This window comes from Janthinobacterium agaricidamnosum, assembly GCF_003667705.1.
Lineage (GTDB): Bacteria > Pseudomonadota > Gammaproteobacteria > Burkholderiales > Burkholderiaceae_D > Janthinobacterium.
Map to the genome: position 1 here is coordinate 5,491,124 of NZ_CP033019.1, position 17,579 is coordinate 5,508,702.

At 62.1% G+C, this 17,579-nt stretch carries 16 protein-coding genes; 9 read left to right on the plus strand and 7 right to left on the minus strand.

What is annotated here, in order from left to right; all coding sequences use genetic code 11:
* Positions 1–2: 2 nt before the first annotated feature.
* Positions 3–287: a FeoA family protein gene (locus tag D9M09_RS24895; protein WP_070220616.1), complete on the minus strand. Its 285-nt coding sequence runs from the start codon at positions 285–287 to the stop codon at positions 3–5.
* Between the two features lie 405 nt (positions 288–692).
* Here D9M09_RS24895 and D9M09_RS24900 point away from each other — a divergent pair, with 405 nt between their 5' ends.
* Both D9M09_RS24900 and D9M09_RS24905 read left to right on the plus strand, forming a co-directional pair.
* Positions 693–908, plus strand: coding sequence for a (2Fe-2S)-binding protein (locus D9M09_RS24900; protein ID WP_034745611.1), 216 nt, complete (start codon positions 693–695; stop codon positions 906–908).
* A gap of 17 nt (positions 909–925) precedes the next feature.
* Positions 926–1,627, plus strand: coding sequence for an energy transducer TonB (locus D9M09_RS24905; RefSeq protein ID WP_070220769.1), 702 nt, complete (start codon positions 926–928; stop codon positions 1,625–1,627).
* Positions 1,628–1,847: 220 nt separating this feature from the next.
* On the opposite strand, the gene D9M09_RS24910 is transcribed toward D9M09_RS24905, so the two are convergent.
* Positions 1,848–2,528: a Fe2+-dependent dioxygenase gene (locus D9M09_RS24910; RefSeq protein WP_035822772.1), complete on the minus strand. Its 681-nt coding sequence runs from the start codon at positions 2,526–2,528 to the stop codon at positions 1,848–1,850.
* Between the two features lie 423 nt (positions 2,529–2,951).
* On the opposite strand from D9M09_RS24910, the gene bfr reads away from it, so the two are divergent.
* The gene (bfr, locus tag D9M09_RS24915) at positions 2,952–3,428 is read left to right on the plus strand and encodes a bacterioferritin (RefSeq protein WP_034745609.1); all 477 of its coding nucleotides are present in this window, start codon (positions 2,952–2,954) and stop codon (positions 3,426–3,428) included.
* A 56-nt stretch (positions 3,429–3,484) separates the two neighbouring features.
* On the opposite strand, the gene D9M09_RS24920 is transcribed toward bfr, so the two are convergent.
* From D9M09_RS24920 to D9M09_RS24940, 5 genes are all read right to left on the minus strand, one after another.
* Complete coding sequence (locus D9M09_RS24920; protein WP_070311504.1) at positions 3,485–4,813, minus strand: MFS transporter; 1,329 nt, start codon at positions 4,811–4,813, stop codon at positions 3,485–3,487.
* Positions 4,810–6,684: an alpha-amylase family glycosyl hydrolase gene (locus D9M09_RS24925; RefSeq protein WP_240453469.1), complete on the minus strand. Its 1,875-nt coding sequence runs from the start codon at positions 6,682–6,684 to the stop codon at positions 4,810–4,812. Before D9M09_RS24925 ends, D9M09_RS24920 begins: the two co-directional genes overlap by 4 nt.
* Before the next feature lie 15 nt (positions 6,685–6,699).
* Entirely contained in the window at positions 6,700–8,994 is a 2,295-nt protein-coding gene (locus tag D9M09_RS24930) for a TonB-dependent receptor (RefSeq protein WP_121670628.1), read from the minus strand.
* 309 nt (positions 8,995–9,303) lie between these two features.
* Complete coding sequence (locus tag D9M09_RS24935) at positions 9,304–10,332, minus strand: LacI family DNA-binding transcriptional regulator (RefSeq protein ID WP_070220621.1); 1,029 nt, start codon at positions 10,330–10,332, stop codon at positions 9,304–9,306.
* A gap of 7 nt (positions 10,333–10,339) precedes the next feature.
* On the minus strand, positions 10,340–10,954 hold the full coding sequence (locus D9M09_RS24940) for a glutathione S-transferase N-terminal domain-containing protein (protein WP_070220623.1): 615 nt from the start codon (positions 10,952–10,954) through the stop codon (positions 10,340–10,342).
* 277 nt (positions 10,955–11,231) lie between these two features.
* Here D9M09_RS24940 and purB point away from each other — a divergent pair, with 277 nt between their 5' ends.
* The 6 genes from purB to D9M09_RS24970 all read left to right on the plus strand — a co-directional run bounded on the left by purB (position 11,232) and on the right by D9M09_RS24970 (position 17,528).
* A complete protein-coding gene (gene purB / locus D9M09_RS24945) occupies positions 11,232–12,611 on the plus strand; it encodes an adenylosuccinate lyase (protein WP_070220631.1) in 1,380 nt (459 codons plus the stop codon).
* A 185-nt stretch (positions 12,612–12,796) separates the two neighbouring features.
* Complete coding sequence (locus tag D9M09_RS24950) at positions 12,797–13,321, plus strand: cytochrome b (protein ID WP_070290827.1); 525 nt, start codon at positions 12,797–12,799, stop codon at positions 13,319–13,321.
* Positions 13,322–13,365: 44 nt separating this feature from the next.
* Complete coding sequence (locus D9M09_RS24955) at positions 13,366–13,920, plus strand: YceI family protein (protein WP_070290826.1); 555 nt, start codon at positions 13,366–13,368, stop codon at positions 13,918–13,920.
* A 139-nt stretch (positions 13,921–14,059) separates the two neighbouring features.
* Complete coding sequence (locus D9M09_RS24960) at positions 14,060–14,635, plus strand: YceI family protein (protein WP_070311508.1); 576 nt, start codon at positions 14,060–14,062, stop codon at positions 14,633–14,635.
* A gap of 164 nt (positions 14,636–14,799) precedes the next feature.
* Positions 14,800–15,069, plus strand: a complete 270-nt coding sequence (locus D9M09_RS24965) for a GlsB/YeaQ/YmgE family stress response membrane protein (protein WP_034778894.1) — start codon at positions 14,800–14,802, stop codon at positions 15,067–15,069.
* A gap of 305 nt (positions 15,070–15,374) precedes the next feature.
* Entirely contained in the window at positions 15,375–17,528 is a 2,154-nt protein-coding gene (locus D9M09_RS24970) for a S46 family peptidase (RefSeq protein ID WP_070220636.1), read from the plus strand.
* The last annotated feature ends 51 nt before the right edge of the window (positions 17,529–17,579 follow it).

The window sequence follows — 17,579 nt, forward strand, 5'->3', positions numbered from 1 at the left end:
ATTTATTCCGGTTGAAGCAGCGGTTGAATCGTGATCAGCGCCGCTTCGAAGCGGCGCAGTGCGAACGTGGCATTGCCGACCTTGATGGCCAGCGGATCGCCGCCGGGAATACCGCGCTTGAGCATGCGGATTCGTTCGCCGGGAACGAATCCCAGCTCCATCAACCGGCGGACGAGGTCGACGCCGTCTTCCGTCTGTCCTGCCGCGTTGGGCGTGATATGCAACACCGTGCCGCTCTGGCCGACTGCCAGCGCGTCGAGCGTCATCAGGGGTGGAACTAGAGTCATGAGCAAATTCCGTTCAAATTAAGAACACCGGGGACAGACTGCTGCGCCTGGCGCATGCCCTGATGTTGTGAGGTAAAACGCAACTGTTGCGCATTACCGACAAGCGGCCTTTCAATGTGTCCAGACGGCGACCGTCCGAGACAATACCAGCATTATAAACATGAATGCGAATTGTTTTTATTTAGCCCGGAGAGCCGCCCCTGCCAAGGGCTGCGCCATGCGCGCAAAGCGCAGATCAAGCTGCCGCGCCAGGCCGCCAACTGCCGCACACTTGATCAAAATCGCTTGCATTGTCCTGCACTTTGCGCGACAATGAAACGTAATGATAATGATTCTCATTAAAACACTAGCAACAATGCTTTCAAGCACTAGTGTCTGTTCATCCTCCAGCCAGAAGGTGTATCAATGATTGTATGTGTCTGCAACAACATATCTGATCGTGAAATCCGTCAAGCCGTCGATCTTGGCCTGTCCAGCATGGCAGAACTGCGCCGCGACCTGGGCGTGGCCACCTGCTGCGGCAAATGCCACACCTGCGCGCGGGAAGTGCTGAACGATCACCTGAACGCCACCGTGGCGCTGCAAGAAACCGTATTGATGCGAGCTGTACTGACAAACTAAAGAAAGCGATGAACGCCATGACGATGATGCCCCCGCCCGTAACGGTGCAGGCCGTGCAGCAATTTGCCGACTTCGACAAGAAGCGCAACAAATTCGCGCCGCTGATGGCCATCGTCGTCCTGCATATCGCCGGCTTTTACGCCATCCAGAGCGGCCTGCTGAGCCGCGTCGTCACGGCGGCCATGCCGACCATCACGACCATCAGCATCATCGCCCCGCCGGCGCCACCGAAACCGCCGGCGCCGTCCGTACCGAAAACCGTGGAACTGAGTGCGCCCGTGCCGCGCGCCGTGATCCCGCCGCTGCCGCTGATCGCCGTGGCGCCGAGCGAACCGACGATCACGCCGCCGCAGCCGACGCGCGCCGAAGCGGCGCCCGTCGCCACCGCCGCGCCGACGGCGCCAGCCGCACCGTCGCCGACGCCACCGGCGCCAGCGACGCCGCGCACCGTCAGCAGCGTCGAATACATCAAGGCGCCGCAGCTGATCTATCCGAATCTGTCGCGCCGCCTGGGCGAAAGCGGCACCGTGGTGCTGCGCATCCTGATCAATGAAAAGGGCTTGCCCGAGCAAATCCTGATCCAGAAATCGACCGGCTACACGAACCTCGATGAAGCAGGCCGCCAAGCCGCGCAGCGCGCGCTGTTCAAGCCGATGATCGAAAACGGCAAACCCGTCCCCGTGTACGTGCTTGTCCCCCTGACCTTCCAGCTGAGCTAGCCTTCCTGCGGCCCTAGGGCCGCTGCCAGCCCGCAAGCACCGCACCCTGTGCCCTGCTTGCTTTTTTGCGCCCGTTTTTAGTCAAGCGATTTGCTTGTTTCAGTCTGCCAGCCTACATCCCCGGGCCAGGCAGACTTTTTTTTGCCCGCTATGGGGTCATACCCTCAACACCGCCAACGCAAGGTTCAGCGCCAACTTCACCGGGGGTCTGACCCCAGCCTTACATCTCCGCCCACATGCGCAGCAGATTGTGATAATGCCCCGTCAGTCCCACGGTGGCCGGCGAATCGCCGTGTTCTGCGCGCACGCTCTGGATGTTCTGATCGAGCTCGAACAGCATGCTGCGCTTCCAGTCCTCGCGCACCATGCTTTGCGTCCACAGGAAAGAGCAGATGCGCTCGCCGCTGGTGACGGGCAGCACCTGATGCACGCTGCTCGACGGATACACGATCACGTCGCCGGCCGGGAGTTTCACTTCATGCGTGCCATACGCATCGACCACCACCAGCTCGCCGCCCTCGTACTCGTCCGGCTCGCTCAGGAACACGGTCGACGAGACGTCGGCTCGCATCGACTGCATGCCGTTTTTCGGCGTGCGGATGGCGCCATCGATGTGCAGACCATAGTGCTCGCCGCCCGCATAGCTGTTGAAGAAGGGCGGCAGGATGCGCAGCGGCAGCACGGCGGCAAAGAACAGGGGATTGGCCATCAGCGCGCGGCTGACGATCTCGCCCAGCTCCAGCGCCAGCGGCGACCCCTCTGCCAGCTGGCGGTTGCGCTTGACTTGCGCGCCTTGCGCCCCGACGCTGGCGCGCCCGTCGACCCAGTCCGTCTGCGCCAGGCGCTGGCGAAACTGCGTCACCTGTTCCGGCGTCAGCACGCCGGGTATATGCAGCATCATCTTGCTATCCTTTTTTCAGTAAATATCGCTGCCTGATTATCGCATCGCCGGCAGCGGCCAAGAAGCCACAAAAGCAAGAATGGCCCAACATTTCCCGCCTGTTCAGCGCGGTCATGCACGCGATCCGGCAGCGCCAAAAGCGGGCCAGAAACGCGAATGAGAATGGCCTTCATTTTCCTTAACAAATAAAAAACGGCGCAAGTGGGCAATCCACTTGAGAATGGGTTTTATTCGCACGATATTTACGTTAAAAAGACGGAAAAATGCCGTTTAGCACCGAAAACCGCCCATATTTTGCGCTATCATGCGGGCATAGCGAAACCGGCAACCTGCGCGCCACCAGGCAGCCCTGCGCCACCCGGCCGTGAACGCCAGCAGCCTGCGGTTTCATCATCGAACACGACACAGAACAAAGGAAATGCCATGAAGGGCGATAAAGAAGTCATCCGCATGCTCAATGCACAGCTCACCAACGAACTGTCGGCCATCAACCAGTACTTCCTGCATGCGCGCATGTACAAGCACTGGGGCCTGGAAAAGCTGGGCAAGAAAGAATACGAAGAATCGATCGGCGAAATGAAACACGCCGACAAGCTGATCGACCGCATCCTGATGCTCGACGGCCTGCCGAACCTGCAAGCGCTGCACAAGCTGCTGATCGGTGAGAACACGCCGGAAATGCTGGAATGCGACCTGAAGCTGGAACGCGCCGCGCACGCCACCGTCAAGGAAGGCATCGCCATCAGCGAAAAAGCGGGCGACTACGTCTCGCGCGACCTGTTCCTGATGATCCTGGAAGACACGGAAGAGCATATCGACTGGCTCGAAACGCAGATCGACCTGATCGCCAAGGTCGGCATTCAGAATTACCTGCAAAGTCAGATGGCGATTGAGGAGTAATTGCTCTTCGAGGCAGATAAAAAAACCGGCAGAGCCGGTTTTTTTTACGTCCGTCCTCAAGTCTTTGTGGCCTGCGGCGGGCGAAGCTTGACGAACAGCACCGCCACCGCCGCGCACAGCAGCAGGGCGCCGGCCAGCCGGATGACGTTCTCCGGATTGCCGCCCAGCCAGCTGCGGTAATACAGGGGCAAGGTGAAGATCTGGATGATCATCGGAATGACGATGAACATATTAAAAATGCCCATGTAGACGCCCGTGCGCTCGGGCGGAATGCAGCCGGCCAGCATGATGTAGGGATTGCCCATGATGCTGGCCCAGGCCAGGCCCACGCCCAGCATGGGCAGCAACAGCAGCGCCGGACTGTGGATCAGCGGGATGCTCAGCATGCCCACGCCGGCCGCGCACAGGCACAGGCTGTGCATGCGCTTGGGGCCGAAGCGGCGCGTGAACGGCACCAGCGCAAAGGCGGCGACAAAGGCCACGAAATTGTAGAAGGCGCCCACCTGCCCGTTCAGCAGGCCCGCGTCGCGAAAGCCTTGCGACGCGGGGTCCGTCGTGTGAAACAGGGTCGCCGACAGCGACAGGGCAATGTACTGCCAGTAGCAGAACATGGCGTACCACTGGAACAGATTGACGAGGGCCAGCTGCTTCATCGTCGGCGGCATGTCGCGCAGGGCCGCGCCGATATCGGCCAGCGTGTGGCGCCAGCCCGGCGGGCGGCTGCGGATGGCCGCCAGTTCGGCGGCCGTAAGCGGATTTTCCGGCGTCGTCTTCAGGGTCCACAGCACCGAGGCGAGCGAGAACACGGCGCCGATCAGGAAGGCGGCGATGACGATGTGCGGAATATGGCTGCCATTGACGGCATCCTTGTTCATGCCCAGCATGACCAGCAGCGACGGCGTCAGATAGGCCAGCGTTTGCCCCAGCCCCGTAAACGCGCTTTGCGTGAGAAAACCCAGCGAATGCTGCTTCTTGTCGAGCTTGTCGCTGACAAAGGCGCGGTACGGCTCCATCGTCACATTGTTGGCCGCATCGAGTATCCACAGCAGGCTGGCGGCCATCCACAGGGTGGGACTGAACGGCATGGCCAGCAGGCCCAGGCTGCACAGGATGGCGCCGATCAGAAAATAGGGCGTGCGGCGGCCCCAGCGCGTCACCGTGCGGTCGCTCATCGCGCCGATCAGCGGTTGCACGAGCAGCCCCGTCATGGGTCCGGCCAGCCACAGGTACGGCAGGCTCGCCTCGTCGGCGCCCAGGTATTTATAGATGGGGCTCATGCTGCTTTGCTGCAGCCCAAAACTGAACTGGATGCCGAAAAATCCGACGTTCATGTTGACGATCTGCCAAAACGACAGATGCGGACGGTGCGCGCTGGCGTCGCTCATGCTGGCTCCCGATCTTGCTCCCGCTCCAGCCACAGCATATGCCATGGCTGCAGGCCTACCGTGCCGGCCAGCACGCTGCCATCGAGGCTGTTGCGCCATTCGCCCGCGGGCAACGTGAAACGCTGGCTGGCGCCGCTGAAGTTGCTCAGGTTGAGAAATCCGTCGCCGCGCAGCAGCGCCAGCACGGCCGGCGTATCGGCCGGCAGCACGCTGCGCGGCGCGGCGGCAGCCAGGGCCGGCAAGCGCCCGCGTACGTCGATCAGCTGGCGCAGTGCCAGGTACAGCCGGCCGCTGGCGCTCACGCCATCGTGGCGCCATGCCAGCAGGCTGTCGTCGAACGCGGGACGCTGCAGCCAGCGGCTGTCCATCGCCCTGTCGGCCCGCTGCGTGTAGCTGCGATCGTTGGTCATGCCCAGTTCATCGCCCATGTACAGCACGGGCAAGGCGCCAAAGCTCAAGGCCAGGCCATGCAGCAGCAGCAGGCGCCGCAACGCGTATTCCTGCTCCTGCACCGTGGCGGCGCTTTCCAGGCCGGCCAGCGAGGCGGCCATGCCGTTGCTGCCATGCGCCTTGTCGGCGCTGCTGCTCTGGAAGGCGGCGCCGCGCGCATAGCTGCCGGTGGCGCCGGCAAAGAACTGCGCGATGCGCGCCAGGCGCGCCGGTCCGTCCGCGCCCGCCTCATTGAGCAGCACGTTCCAGCCGATGTCGTCGTGGCAGCGCACATAACTGAGCCAGCTTGCGGCCGGCGGCAGCGGCGGCGTGGCGGCGATCACCTGCTGCAGCAAGTCCGTGCTTTCCTCCGCCAGCGCGCCCCAGCCGGCGGCCATCAGGCTGCTGTGATAGGCGATATGGCACTCGGGCGCCGCATCGCTGCCAAAGTAGGCGGGCAGCTTGGGCGTGGGCACGATGGCTTCGGCCTTGAGCAGCACACCGGGCGCGACGATGGCGGCAAGCGCCCGCAGGGCTTGCAGCAGGCTGTGGGCTTCGGGCTGGTTCATGCAGTCCGTGCCGTCGCGCTTCCACAGGAAGGCCGTCGAATCGAGGCGGAACACTTCGATGCCCTTGTTGGCCAGGCCCAGCATGGCGCCGGCCATGGCCGCGAAGACGGCCGGATTGGCGTAGTTCAAATCCCACTGGTAGGGATAGAACGTGGTCCAGACCCAGCGCTGCAGCTCCGGCACGAACGTGAAATTACCGGGCGCCGCCTGTGGAAAGACCTGGCCCACGGTACGCTCGTAACGGTCCGGCTGCACGCGGTCGGGATAGGTGTGGAAAAAATCGCACAGCAGCGGGTCGCCTGCCTTGGCGCCCAGCGCCCACGCATGGTCGTCGGCCACGTGGTTGAGGATCAGGTCCGAGCACAGGCTGATGCCGGCCGCGCGCAGTTGCGCCGTCAATGCCAGCAGGTCGGCATTGCTGCCCAGGGCGGGGTCGACTTCCTCGAAGCTGGCGACGGCAAAACCGCCATCACTTTCGCCGGCCCGCGCACGCAAGAACGGCAGCAGGTGCAGATAGGTCACGCCCAGTTCGCGCAGGTGGGCAATGCGCGCCGCCACGCCCTGCAGGTTGCCGCCGAAGCGCTGCACGTAGGCGCTGTAGCCCAGCACGGACTGGCTGGCAAACCAGTCCGGCTGTTCTTCGCGCTGCGCATCCTGCCGCAGCAGCGCCGGCGCGCGCGCCGCATACAGCCGCCCCACGCTTTCCATCAGGTCGCCCAGCCAGGGCAGGAAATCGGGCCGCTGGCCATACAGGCTGCCCAGGCGGTCGAGCAAGACCGCCTCCTGGCGCGCATAGCGGCGCGCCGCATCGGCGCGCAAGTGCGTGGGGAGCGGCGCCAGCAGGCGCGCCAGGGGGCTGCGTATCGACATCATGAATCCTATCCTTGCTTAAAATGCGTATTTCAGGCTGACCTTGACGGCGCGCCCGGTGATCGAGCGGGCCGCATGGCCATCGCCCTCGACTTCCGTATAGCCGATCTTGTTGAGCAGATTGTTCGCCGTCAGCGCCACCTGCATTTGCGGCGTAAGCTGGTAATTGACGAAGGCGTTGAGCACCTGGTAGGCGGGCAAGGTGATCGTGTGCGCATCGTCGCCCCATGACTTGCCCGTGCCGACCAGGCTCGCGCCCAGGGTGGCGGCTCCCCACTCATAGGTGGGCGCGATCTGGTACACGACGCGCGCCTGGCGCCGCGGCGTATTGCCGATCAGCGCCACGTCGGCCGCCACCGTGCCCGTGATCTCGGCATCCGTGAACGTCAGGCCGCCATTGATGCGAAAGTCGCCGGCGCTGTAGGCCGCTTCCAGTTCCACGCCCTTCGCTTCATAGCTGTTGGCCGTGCGCAGCTGGGTGGTCGCTTCGTAATTGCTTTCCCTGGTCTTGGCCTGGAACACGGTGACGAAGGTGCTCAGGGGACCCTGGCGCCATTTCACGCCGCCTTCGAGCTGGCGCACGGTGTTGATGGCCACCGGCACGCTGCCATCCAACGGCGTGCCGAACAGGATGCGGTCGGCATTGAAAGCCACGCCTTCGCTGACGCGGGCAAACACGGCCAGATTCGCTTGCAGCTTGTAGTTCGCGCCCAGCGAGTACGACGTGTGGCCCAGGGTGTAGTCGACCTGCTGCACCGTCGACGGCAGATAAGCTTGCGCGCCGGTGGCGATATTGGCCGTGCCGCTGGCATGCTGACGGTCGCGCCGCAGGCCGCCGTCGAGGTTCAGCGCGCCGCTTTCCCAGGCCAGATTCAGGTAGGGCGAGGTCGTGCGGTACTCCATGTCGACGGCGCGCGAACAGCAGGCGCCGAAGGCCGGGCCGAGGTAGCCTGGCGTGCTGCTGGCCGTTTGCAGCAGCGCGGGCTGGTCGCCCGTGGCCTGCATTAGGTATTCATTGAAGTTCCAGGTCAGGCCCAGCTTTTGCTGCGACAGGTACAGGCCGGCCGTGGTGGTCAGCTTGCCGCTGTCGAGCACAAACGTCTTGGCCAGCTTGGTATCGCTCAGAGTATTGCTGGCGTCGTCGATCGAGGTATTGAACACCACGGCGGAAAACGCGCGGCCCGTGTAGGGCTTGCCCTGGTTCGGGCCGCTGGCAAACACATAGCTGCCGTCGCTGCCGTTATTCGACGGGAACACGCCGATGAAGCGCCCCGAATTGTCGGCGTAGCGGAAGTTTTCGCTCACGCTCCAGCCCTGCCCCAGCTTGAACGATGCCTCCAGGCCCACGGTATCGCTTTTGACGTGCAAGCCGTCGTTGACGCGGGTGGCCACGCGCTGGTTATCCTTGTTCAGCACCATGTCGGGCACCCAGTACGGCGAATAGAAGCTGGCCTTGCGCGGATCGATGCCGGCGATTTCCCCGATGCGGCCATCGCGCACGCTGACCGGCACCGGCAAGGCCGTGGGCGACTGGTCGTCGAGGTGCTTGAACGACAGGCGCACAAAGCCGCTGTCGAACTCATGCGTGACATTGCCGCGGATCTGACCTCCCTTTTCGCTGTTGACGCCGCTGTGGCGGATGCCTTCGCCCGTGCGCCAGGAGCCGCCGATGAAGAAGCGCGTGCGCTCCGACACCGGCGCGCCATAATCGAAGTCGACCCTCGTCTGGTCGTAGCCCAGGCCGCGGCTGATGGCCACGCTGCCGCCCTTCTCCTTGCCGTTCTTGCTGATGAAATTGATGATGCCGCCCGGCGAATTGGTGGCCAGGGTGGAGGCCGAACCGCCGCGCACCACTTCCAGGTGGTCGAGCGTGGAATCGATCTTGACGAAGCTGTCGGGCGTGGTGAAGTTGAAGTCGCCGAACTGCAGCACGGGCAAGCCGTCTTCCTGGATCTGCACATAGCGCGCGCCGCCGGCGGAAATGGGCAGGCCGCGCACGGTGATGTTGGCATTGCCTTCGCCGCCCGAGGACTCGGCCCGCAAGCCCGGCACCGAGCGCAGGACTTCGGCGGCGCTGGTCGGTGCATTGTGCAGGATGGTGTCGAGTTCCATGCTGCTGACGGAATTGCTCGATTTCATTTTGGACGTGCCGCCGGTGGTGCCCGTGACCACGATGCGTTCCAGGTTCAGGCCATCGGCAGTGGCGGCGCTGGCGATGTCGCTTGCCGATTGCGCCTGGGCGGCGCCCAGTTGCAGCATGGCCAGAGCGACGGCTGCGGCCATGCCGCCGCGTTGAGCAGTACGTGTCTTCATCTTGTCTCCAGTGTTGTATGCCGATACGTCGAGGTATCGGCTTGTTATGAGTCCTGGCTGCCGCATGCCGTGGCGCGCTGCCTGGGCCGGTACGTCATTATTCAACGAATAAGAATTTATTGCAATCGATTGCAATCGAGCGCTGCAACATGGGAATGTTGTTGTTTTTAAGAGAAAACTACGGGCGACACAGAGGGAATAACGCAGGATCGGACGTGAATCCAGCGTTTTTCATGCTGCGGCGCAGCATGAAAATAAAAGAGGAAATTAGAAATTATTGCAATCGGTTGCAATCACTTGCGGCATGCTTCAGCGGCCCGAGGCGCGTACGATCAGCTCGGTTGGCAATTGGCGGGATGGCGCAGGCGCGCCGTCGACCAGCGCCAGCAGCGAAGCCACCAGCGCGCGCCCGGCGGTGCGGATCGGCTGGCGCACGGTGGTCAGCGGCGGATGGAAATACGCGGCCAGTTCGATATCGTCGTAGCCGACCACGGCCACCTGTTCCGGTACGGCCACGCCGCGCGCGCGCAGGGCGTTGATGGCGCTCATGGCCAGCAAGTCGCTGCAGGCAAAGATGGCGTCGAACGGCAACTGGCGGTCCAGCAGTTCCTGCACGTCCGTCGCGCCGCCCTGCGGCAGGAAGGAGCCGGCCACGTACAGTTGCGGGTCGGGCGCCAGCCCTTGCGCGGCCAGTGCCTGCGCATAGCCCTGGTGGCGCTGCGCCACTTCGGGCAGCTTGGCGTCGCCAAAGAAGGCGATGCGCCGGCGCCCCGCCGCCAGCAAGTGTTCCGTGGCCAGTCTGCCGCCGGCGACGTTATCGCCGCCGACGGTGCAATACAGCTGCTGCGGCAATTGCGCGCCCCACACGACGATGGGCACCTGGCGCGCGGCCAGCTGGTTCAGTTGTTCATGGTGGCGCCACTGGCCGATCAGGATGATGCCGATCACGCGGCCGCTATCGAAGGACTGGGCCGCCGCGTCGAGCGTTTCGGCATCGACGCGTGAAATGAGCATATCGAAGCCCTGCTCCGTCAGCGCATCGGCCAGGCTGCCCAGCATGCTGAGGAAAAAAGGATCGGACAGGTGCTGGCGCGTGGCAGCGTCATACGGCACCACCACGCCCACCGTGCGGTTCTGTTTCAGGCGCAGGTTTTGCGCGCCGATATTGATGGAATACTTGAGCGAACGGGCCAGCGCGATGACGCGCGCGCGCGTCTCTTCATTGACCAGCGAACTGCCGCTTAGCGCGCGCGACACGGTCGACGTGGACACGCCGGCCAGGCGTGCGATATCGGCCATCTGCAGGCGTTGCTGCGCCTTCGAGTCGGAACCGGTCATCGTGCGCTCACTGCGGCGCGGTGTCCTTGAACGATGGGCGCTCGGACAGTTTGTCGAACAGGCGCGCCAGCGCCGGATGATCCGCGCGCCAGTCGATTTCCGGGAAGCGGAAGCTGAGCCAGCCCAGGGTACAGCCCACGGCCACGTCGGCCAGGGTGTAGTTCTTGCCGGCGCAATACGCGCTCTCGCCCAGGCGCGCCTCGAGCGCCGCCAGGCCCAGGGTGACTTTGTCCAGCTGGCGCGCGATCCAGGCCGCGCTTTGCTGCTCGGGCGGGCGCTGCGTGCGCTCCAGGCGCACCAGCACGCCCGCGTCGAGGATGCCGTCGGCCAGCGCTTCCCAGTTCTTGATATCGGCCCGCTCGCGGCCATTGCCGCCGGCCGGCAGCAGCTTGCACACGGGCGTGAGCGTGTCGAGGTATTCGACGATGACTTTCGAGTCGATCAAGGTGCTGCCATCCTCCATCACCAGGCAGGGCACCTTGCCCAGGGGATTGGCCTGGGCGATGCGGGTTTCCGGCACCCACACGTTTTCCAGCTCGAAGACATAGTCGAGCTTTTTTTCCGCCAGCACGATACGGGCTTTGCGGACATACGGGCTGGCGAGGGAACCGATCAGTTTCATAGCTACTTTAAGGTGAAGGATCAGCAAGCAGTATAGCATCGGCGGCAGCAGTGTTTGGCAGCACGCGCCCAGCCGTCTCCATGGTGTGGCAGGCATGCCGCATCGGGGCCGGATTCAGCCAAATTGCGGTGCGCCGGCGCCCGATGGACGGCTGGCCAGCGGCCAGCGGTGGTAAAATCGTCCTTTACTGTGGCGCCGTCATTGTTGCTGTATTGCAATAGCCCTGCCCTCCCCGCGCGCCACACGCCAACCGTTTCTTTAACTTGCGTCCGCTCTCATGACTTCTACTACTCCGTATTCCACGCTGTCGGCCCTGTCTCCGCTCGATGGCCGCTACGCCAGCAAGACCGATCTGCTGCGCCCGATCCTGTCCGAAGCCGGTTTCATGCACCACCGCGTGAAAGTGGAAATCTCCTGGCTGCAAGCGCTGTCGCAAGCCGGTTTCGCCGAAATCAAGCCGTTCTCGGCCGAAGCGAGCGCCCTGCTCGACAAGATGGCGGCCGACTTCTCGGAAGCCGACGCTGCTCGCATCAAGGCCATCGAAGCGGTCACCAACCATGACGTCAAGGCCGTCGAGTACTGGCTGAAGGAACAAGTGGCGGACGTGCCGGAACTGGTGGCGGCGTCGGAATTCATCCATTTCGCCTGCACCTCGGAAGACATCAACAACACCTCGCACGGCATGATGCTCAAGGCCGCGCGCGACGGCGTGATGCTGCCGGCATTGAACGGCCTGGTAGCCAAGCTGACGCAGATCGCGCACGATAACGCCGATGTGCCGATGCTGTCGCGCACGCACGGCCAGACGGCCAGCCCGACCACCCTGGGCAAGGAATTCGCCAACGTCGTGGCCCGCCTGCAGCGCGCCGTGAAACGCATCGCGCAAGTGGAAATCCTCGGCAAGATGAATGGCGCCGTCGGCAACTACAACGCCCACCTGTCGGCCTATCCCGGCTTCGACTGGCCCGCATTCTCGCAGGCCGTCATCGAACAGCGCCTGGGCCTGGTCTTCAACCCATACACGATCCAGATCGAACCGCACGACTACATGGCCGAACTGTTCGACGCCTTCGCGCGCGCCAACACGATCCTGCTGGACCTGAACCGCGACATCTGGACGTACGTCTCGCTGGGCTACTTCAAGCAAAAGCTGAAAGCGGGCGAAATCGGTTCGTCGACGATGCCGCACAAGGTCAATCCGATCGACTTCGAAAACTCGGAAGGCAACCTGGGCCTGGCCAACGCCGTGCTCAAGCACCTGTCGGAAAAACTGCCCGTCTCGCGCATGCAGCGCGATTTGACGGATTCGACCGTGCTGCGCAACATTGGCGTGGGCCTGGGCTACACCTTGCTGGCGTATGACAGCTGCCTGCGCGGCCTGAACAAGCTGGAAGTGAACCACGCGCGCCTGGCGCAAGACCTGGACGCGACCTGGGAAGTGCTGGCCGAACCCGTACAAACCGTGATGCGCCGCTATGGCATCGAAAACCCGTACGAGCAGCTGAAAGAGCTGACGCGCGGCAAGGGCATCTCGAAAGAAGCGCTGCAAACCTTCGTCAATGGCCTGGCCATTCCGCAGGATGCCAAGGACGTGCTGCTGACCATGACGCCGGGCAACTACATCGGTATCGCGGCGCAATTGGCCAAAGCCATCTAAGCAGTTTTCACATGGGGATCGTCCGATCCCATTCCCGCGGGGCGGCCAGCACACAAATGCTGCCCGCCCCGCGGTTTTTCCGGCAATCTTTCTTGTAGAATCTCCAGCACGCAGCGCAATTTGATTTTCTTTGGTATATTAGGCCGAATTAGTCCTAATACGTACTACATTCAAGAAAGCCATCGATGCAACGCTACACCACCACCGCCATCATCCTGCACTGGCTGACCGCCCTGCTGATCATCAGCGCCTTCGTCATGGGCCTGATCATGACGGATATTCCCGGCCTGACGCCCACCAAGCTCAAATATTTCTCCTGGCACAAATGGCTGGGCGTGACCGTGCTGGCCATCGCCGCCATCCGCCTGCTGTGGCGCAAGGCCAACGTGCCGCCGCCGCACCCGGCCAGCATGGTTGCCTGGCAAAAGAAGGCGGCCGACGCCATGCATGTGCTGCTGTACATCCTGATCTTCGCCGTGCCCATCTCCGGCTACCTGTACACCCTGGCCGCCGGCGTGCCGGTGGTCTACCTGGGCCTGTTCCAGCTGCCCGTCATCATGGCGCCAAACCCGGAACTTAAGCCGCTTTTAAAAGAGATTCATTATGTTCTGAACATGACAATGGCAGCCGCCGTGGCCGCCCATGTGCTGGCGGCGCTGAAGCACCAGTTCATCGACCGTGATGGCGTCCTCAAGCGCATGCTGCCCTGACATCGACGTCCCCTTGCTCACTGAAACTACAGGAAAAAAACAAGATGAAAACCACCCAACGCATCGTCCTCGCTTCCCTGCTGGGCCTGTCCGTGGCCGCCACCGCCGCCACCCTGCTGAAAGTCGACCCCGCCAAGACCAGCGTGTCGGCCGTGTTCAAGCAAATGAACGTGCCCGTGGAAGCGAAGTTCAAGAAATTCAATATCGCCATCGATTACAACCCGGCCACGCCGGATGCCTCGAAAGCGTCGGTGGAAATCGAGACCGCCAGCATCGATATCGGCGACCCCGAGTACAACAAGGAAGTGGCGAAGAAAGAATGGTTCAACTCGGCCCAGTTCCCGAAAGCCACCTTTGTCTCGAGCAGCATCAAGGCCGCCGGCGCGGGCAAGCTGACGGTCACCGGCAAGCTGAGCATCAAAGGCAAGACCACCGACGTGACCTTCCCCCTGGCGGTAAAAGCCGACGGCGGCAAATACGCGTTTGACGGCGCCCTGCCGATCAAGCGCCTGACCTACAACATCGGCGAAGGCGAGTGGAAAGACACGAGCATGGTTGCCGACGAGGTCACCATCAAATTCCACGTCGCTGCTCAGTAACACCTGAGAAAACGTCCATGGCTGCGTTGCTCTTGCCTCGTCGTGCTATTTGCACTGCCTTCGGCAAGGCGCCTTGTCCTGAACGTTTTTCAGGCGTTACCAAAAACAACCCCACAACCTGTTCAACTTTAGGATCTGCATGAAACTTTCGCACTTGATGATCGCCGTGCTGGCAGCTGCCGGCGCGGGTTCGGCCATGGCCGCTACCGACACCTACAACCTCGACCCGACGCACACCTTCCCCAGCTTTGAAGCCGATCACATGGGCATGTCGGTGTGGCGCGGCAAGTTCAACAAGACCAAGGGGACGGTCGCCCTGGACCGCGCCGCCAAGACGGGCAGCCTGGACCTGGTCATCGATGCCGATTCGATCGATTTCGGCCTCGACGCCATGAACACGCACGCGAAAAAAGCGGACATGTTCAACGTCGAGAAATTCCCGCAAATCACCTACAAGAGCAAATCGCTCAAGTTCAACGGCGAGCAGCTGGTGGAAGTCGATGGCGAACTGACCTTGCTGGGCGTGACCAAGCCCGTCAAGCTGAATGTGAGCAAGTTCAAGTGCATCATGCACCCGCGCTACAAGCGCGAAGTGTGCGGCGCCGACGCCACGGCGGAATTCAAGCGCAGCGACTTTGGCTTGAACTACGGCATGCCGGCGTTCTCGCCGGAAGTCAAGCTGGCCATCCAGGTCGAAGCGATCAAGGCCGATTAAACACCGTCTTTCCGCATGACAAGCCCGCCTCGCTGCCCGCAGCCAGGCGGGCTTTTGCATGCACGACGCGAATCCGCTGGACTTTTCTATCGTGCGGCATCACTATCGATTAGCATGATGTTGTTCTGACATGACACACCCACTTATCCACCGCGGAGGACCACATGAATTTCATTATCTGGATCGTTATTGGCGGCGTCATCGGCTGGCTGGCCAGCATGGTCATGAAAACCAATGCACAACAGGGCATCTTCCTCAATATCGTCGTCGGCATCGTCGGCGCCTTCCTGGGCGGCTGGCTGCTGGCGCCCCTGTTCGGCACGGGCACCATCAATAGCGACAATTTCAGTCTGGCTTCGCTGCTGGTCTCATTCCTCGGCGCCGTCATCCTGCTGGGCATCGTCAATCTTTTACGCCGCGGCAAAATACGCTAAGCAGGCAAACAGCTGCGCATCAGCAAGTGGCCGGGCGGCGCAAGCGCCCGGCCACTTTTCATTGCCGCTAGGACACGTATGGACAATACCACAGCGGCCGCACGGAAAAATGCGCGTTGGCGGCCGGTTCCTGCCCCTGCGCCACCTAAAATCATGTCGTTCAAGCAACCACACATGAACATACCCTCCGGAAAATGTGATTGACTAGTGCGGGTTCGATACGGATACTCTATGTCGCCCGCTGCACAATCAGCGGGTACTCCGCTGATTCCGACTTCCCTACAATGTAAAAGAACAGAACTCGAATGAAAAAATCTCTCATCGCGCTCGCCATCCTGAGCAACTTCGCACACGCCGACGAAGGCATGTGGATGCCCCAACAGCTGCCACAAGTAGCCAAGGAGCTGAAAGCCGCCGGACTGAAACTCGATCCGACCACCCTGACCAAACTGACCGAATTCCCGATGGGCGCCATCGTCAGCCTGGGCGGCTGCTCGGCGTCGTTCGTCTCGCCGCAAGGCCTGGTTGCCACCAACCACCATTGCGTCTACAACAGCGTGGCGGTCAATTCGACCAAGGAGCGCGATTTGCTGGCCAACGGTTTCCTGGCCAAGACGTTCGCTGAAGAATTGCCGGCCGCCCCGGGCAGCCGCATCTTCGTCACCTCGGCCGTGACCAATGTCAGCGACAAGATCATCAGCGCCGACGTGGCCAAGCTGCAAGGCAAGGCGCGCATCGACGCGATCGAGAAAAACCAGAAGAAACTGGTTGCAGAATGCGAAAAAGAAGCGGGTTTCCGCTGCACCGTGTCGAGCTACTACGGCGGCCTCGAGTTCTACCTGATCAAGCAACTGGAAATCCGCGACGTGCGCCTGGTGCACGCGCCACCAGCGGGCGTGGGTAAATTCGGCGGCGACACCGACAACTGGATGTGGCCGCGCCACACGGGCGACTACGGTTTCTACCGCGCCTACGTCAGCAAAGACGGCAAAGCTGCCGACTTCAGCAAGGACAACGTGCCGTACCAGCCAAAACACGTACTGAAACTGGCCAAGGATGGCTTGAAAGAAGGCGATTTCGTCATGGCGCTGGGCTACCCGGGCCGCACCAACCGTCACCGCCTGCCATCGGAAGTGGCGTTCACGTTTGACTGGAACTACCCGGCCTTCGTGAAAGCGTCGGGCGAAACCCTGGCCATCATCGCGCGCGAAACCAAGGATAACAAGGACGTTGCCCTGAAATACGCGGGTCAGGTTGCCGGCGTGAACAATTACTACAAGAACCGCCAAGGCATGCTGGACTCGTACGCGGGCAGCGACTTCCTGGCGCGCAAGACGACGGAACACGAAGCCCTGAAAACCTGGGTCAACGCCAATCCTGCCCGCAAGGCGGAATTTGCCGGCGACATCGAGCAAGTGGAAAAGCTGATCGCCGAGCGCGATGCCGACACCAAGCGCGATTTCTTCCTCAGCTATGCGCAGCCACGCCTGCTGAGCACGGCACGCAGCCTGTACCGTTTGTCGAACGAAGGCACCAAGGCCGATACGGAACGCAAGTCCGGCTACCAGACGCGCGATTTGCCACGTCTCTCGTCGAGCATCACGTCGGTCGAGCGCACCTACGATGAAAAAGTCGACAAGGCGCTGGTATTGAACAGCCTGACCAAGTACGCAGCGCAACCAGCCGCACAACGCCGTGCCAGCTTCGACGCCGCCATCGGCATCAAGGATGGCATGTCGCAAGCCGACCTGGCCGCCGCCCTGGACAAACTGTATGCGGGCAGCAAGCTGGCCGACAAGGAAGAACGCGCGGCATGGTTGAAACGCACGCCAGCCGAATTCCAGGCCAGCAAGGACAGCTTCATCCAGGCCGCCGTCGCCATGTACCCGGATTCGCTGAAAAACGAAGCGGAAGACGAAGAACTGGCCGGCAAGATCCAGCAAGCCTACGCCAACTACATGAAAGCAAAAATCGCCTTCATGAAGAGCAAGGGCCAAGCCGTCTATCCTGACGCCAACAGCACCCTGCGCGTGACGTTCGGCCGTGTTGCCGGCCGTGACCATGGCGCCGACGGCACCACCTGGACCGCCTTCACCACCGTCAATGGCGTCGCCGCCAAAGCCACGGGCGAAGGCGAGTTCAATGCGCCGGCGAAACAACTGGCCGCGATCAAAGCCAAGGACTTCGGCAAATTCGTCGATCCGAAGCTGAAAACCGTGCCGGTCGACTACCTGGCCACCCTGGACATCACCGGCGGCAACTCCGGTTCGGCTGCCCTGAACGCAAAAGGCGAATTCATCGGCCTGGCATTCGACGGCACCTTGGACTCGATCATTTCCGACTGGGACTACAACAAGGCCAACACCCGTTCGATCCAGGTCGACCTGCGCTACATGCTGTGGAACATGAAACACATCGACCACGCAGACAACCTGCTGAAAGAAATGGGCGCCGAGTAATTCGCGGATAACAACAACTAATAAGCCCGGCAACGGGCGGTTGTTCCCTGA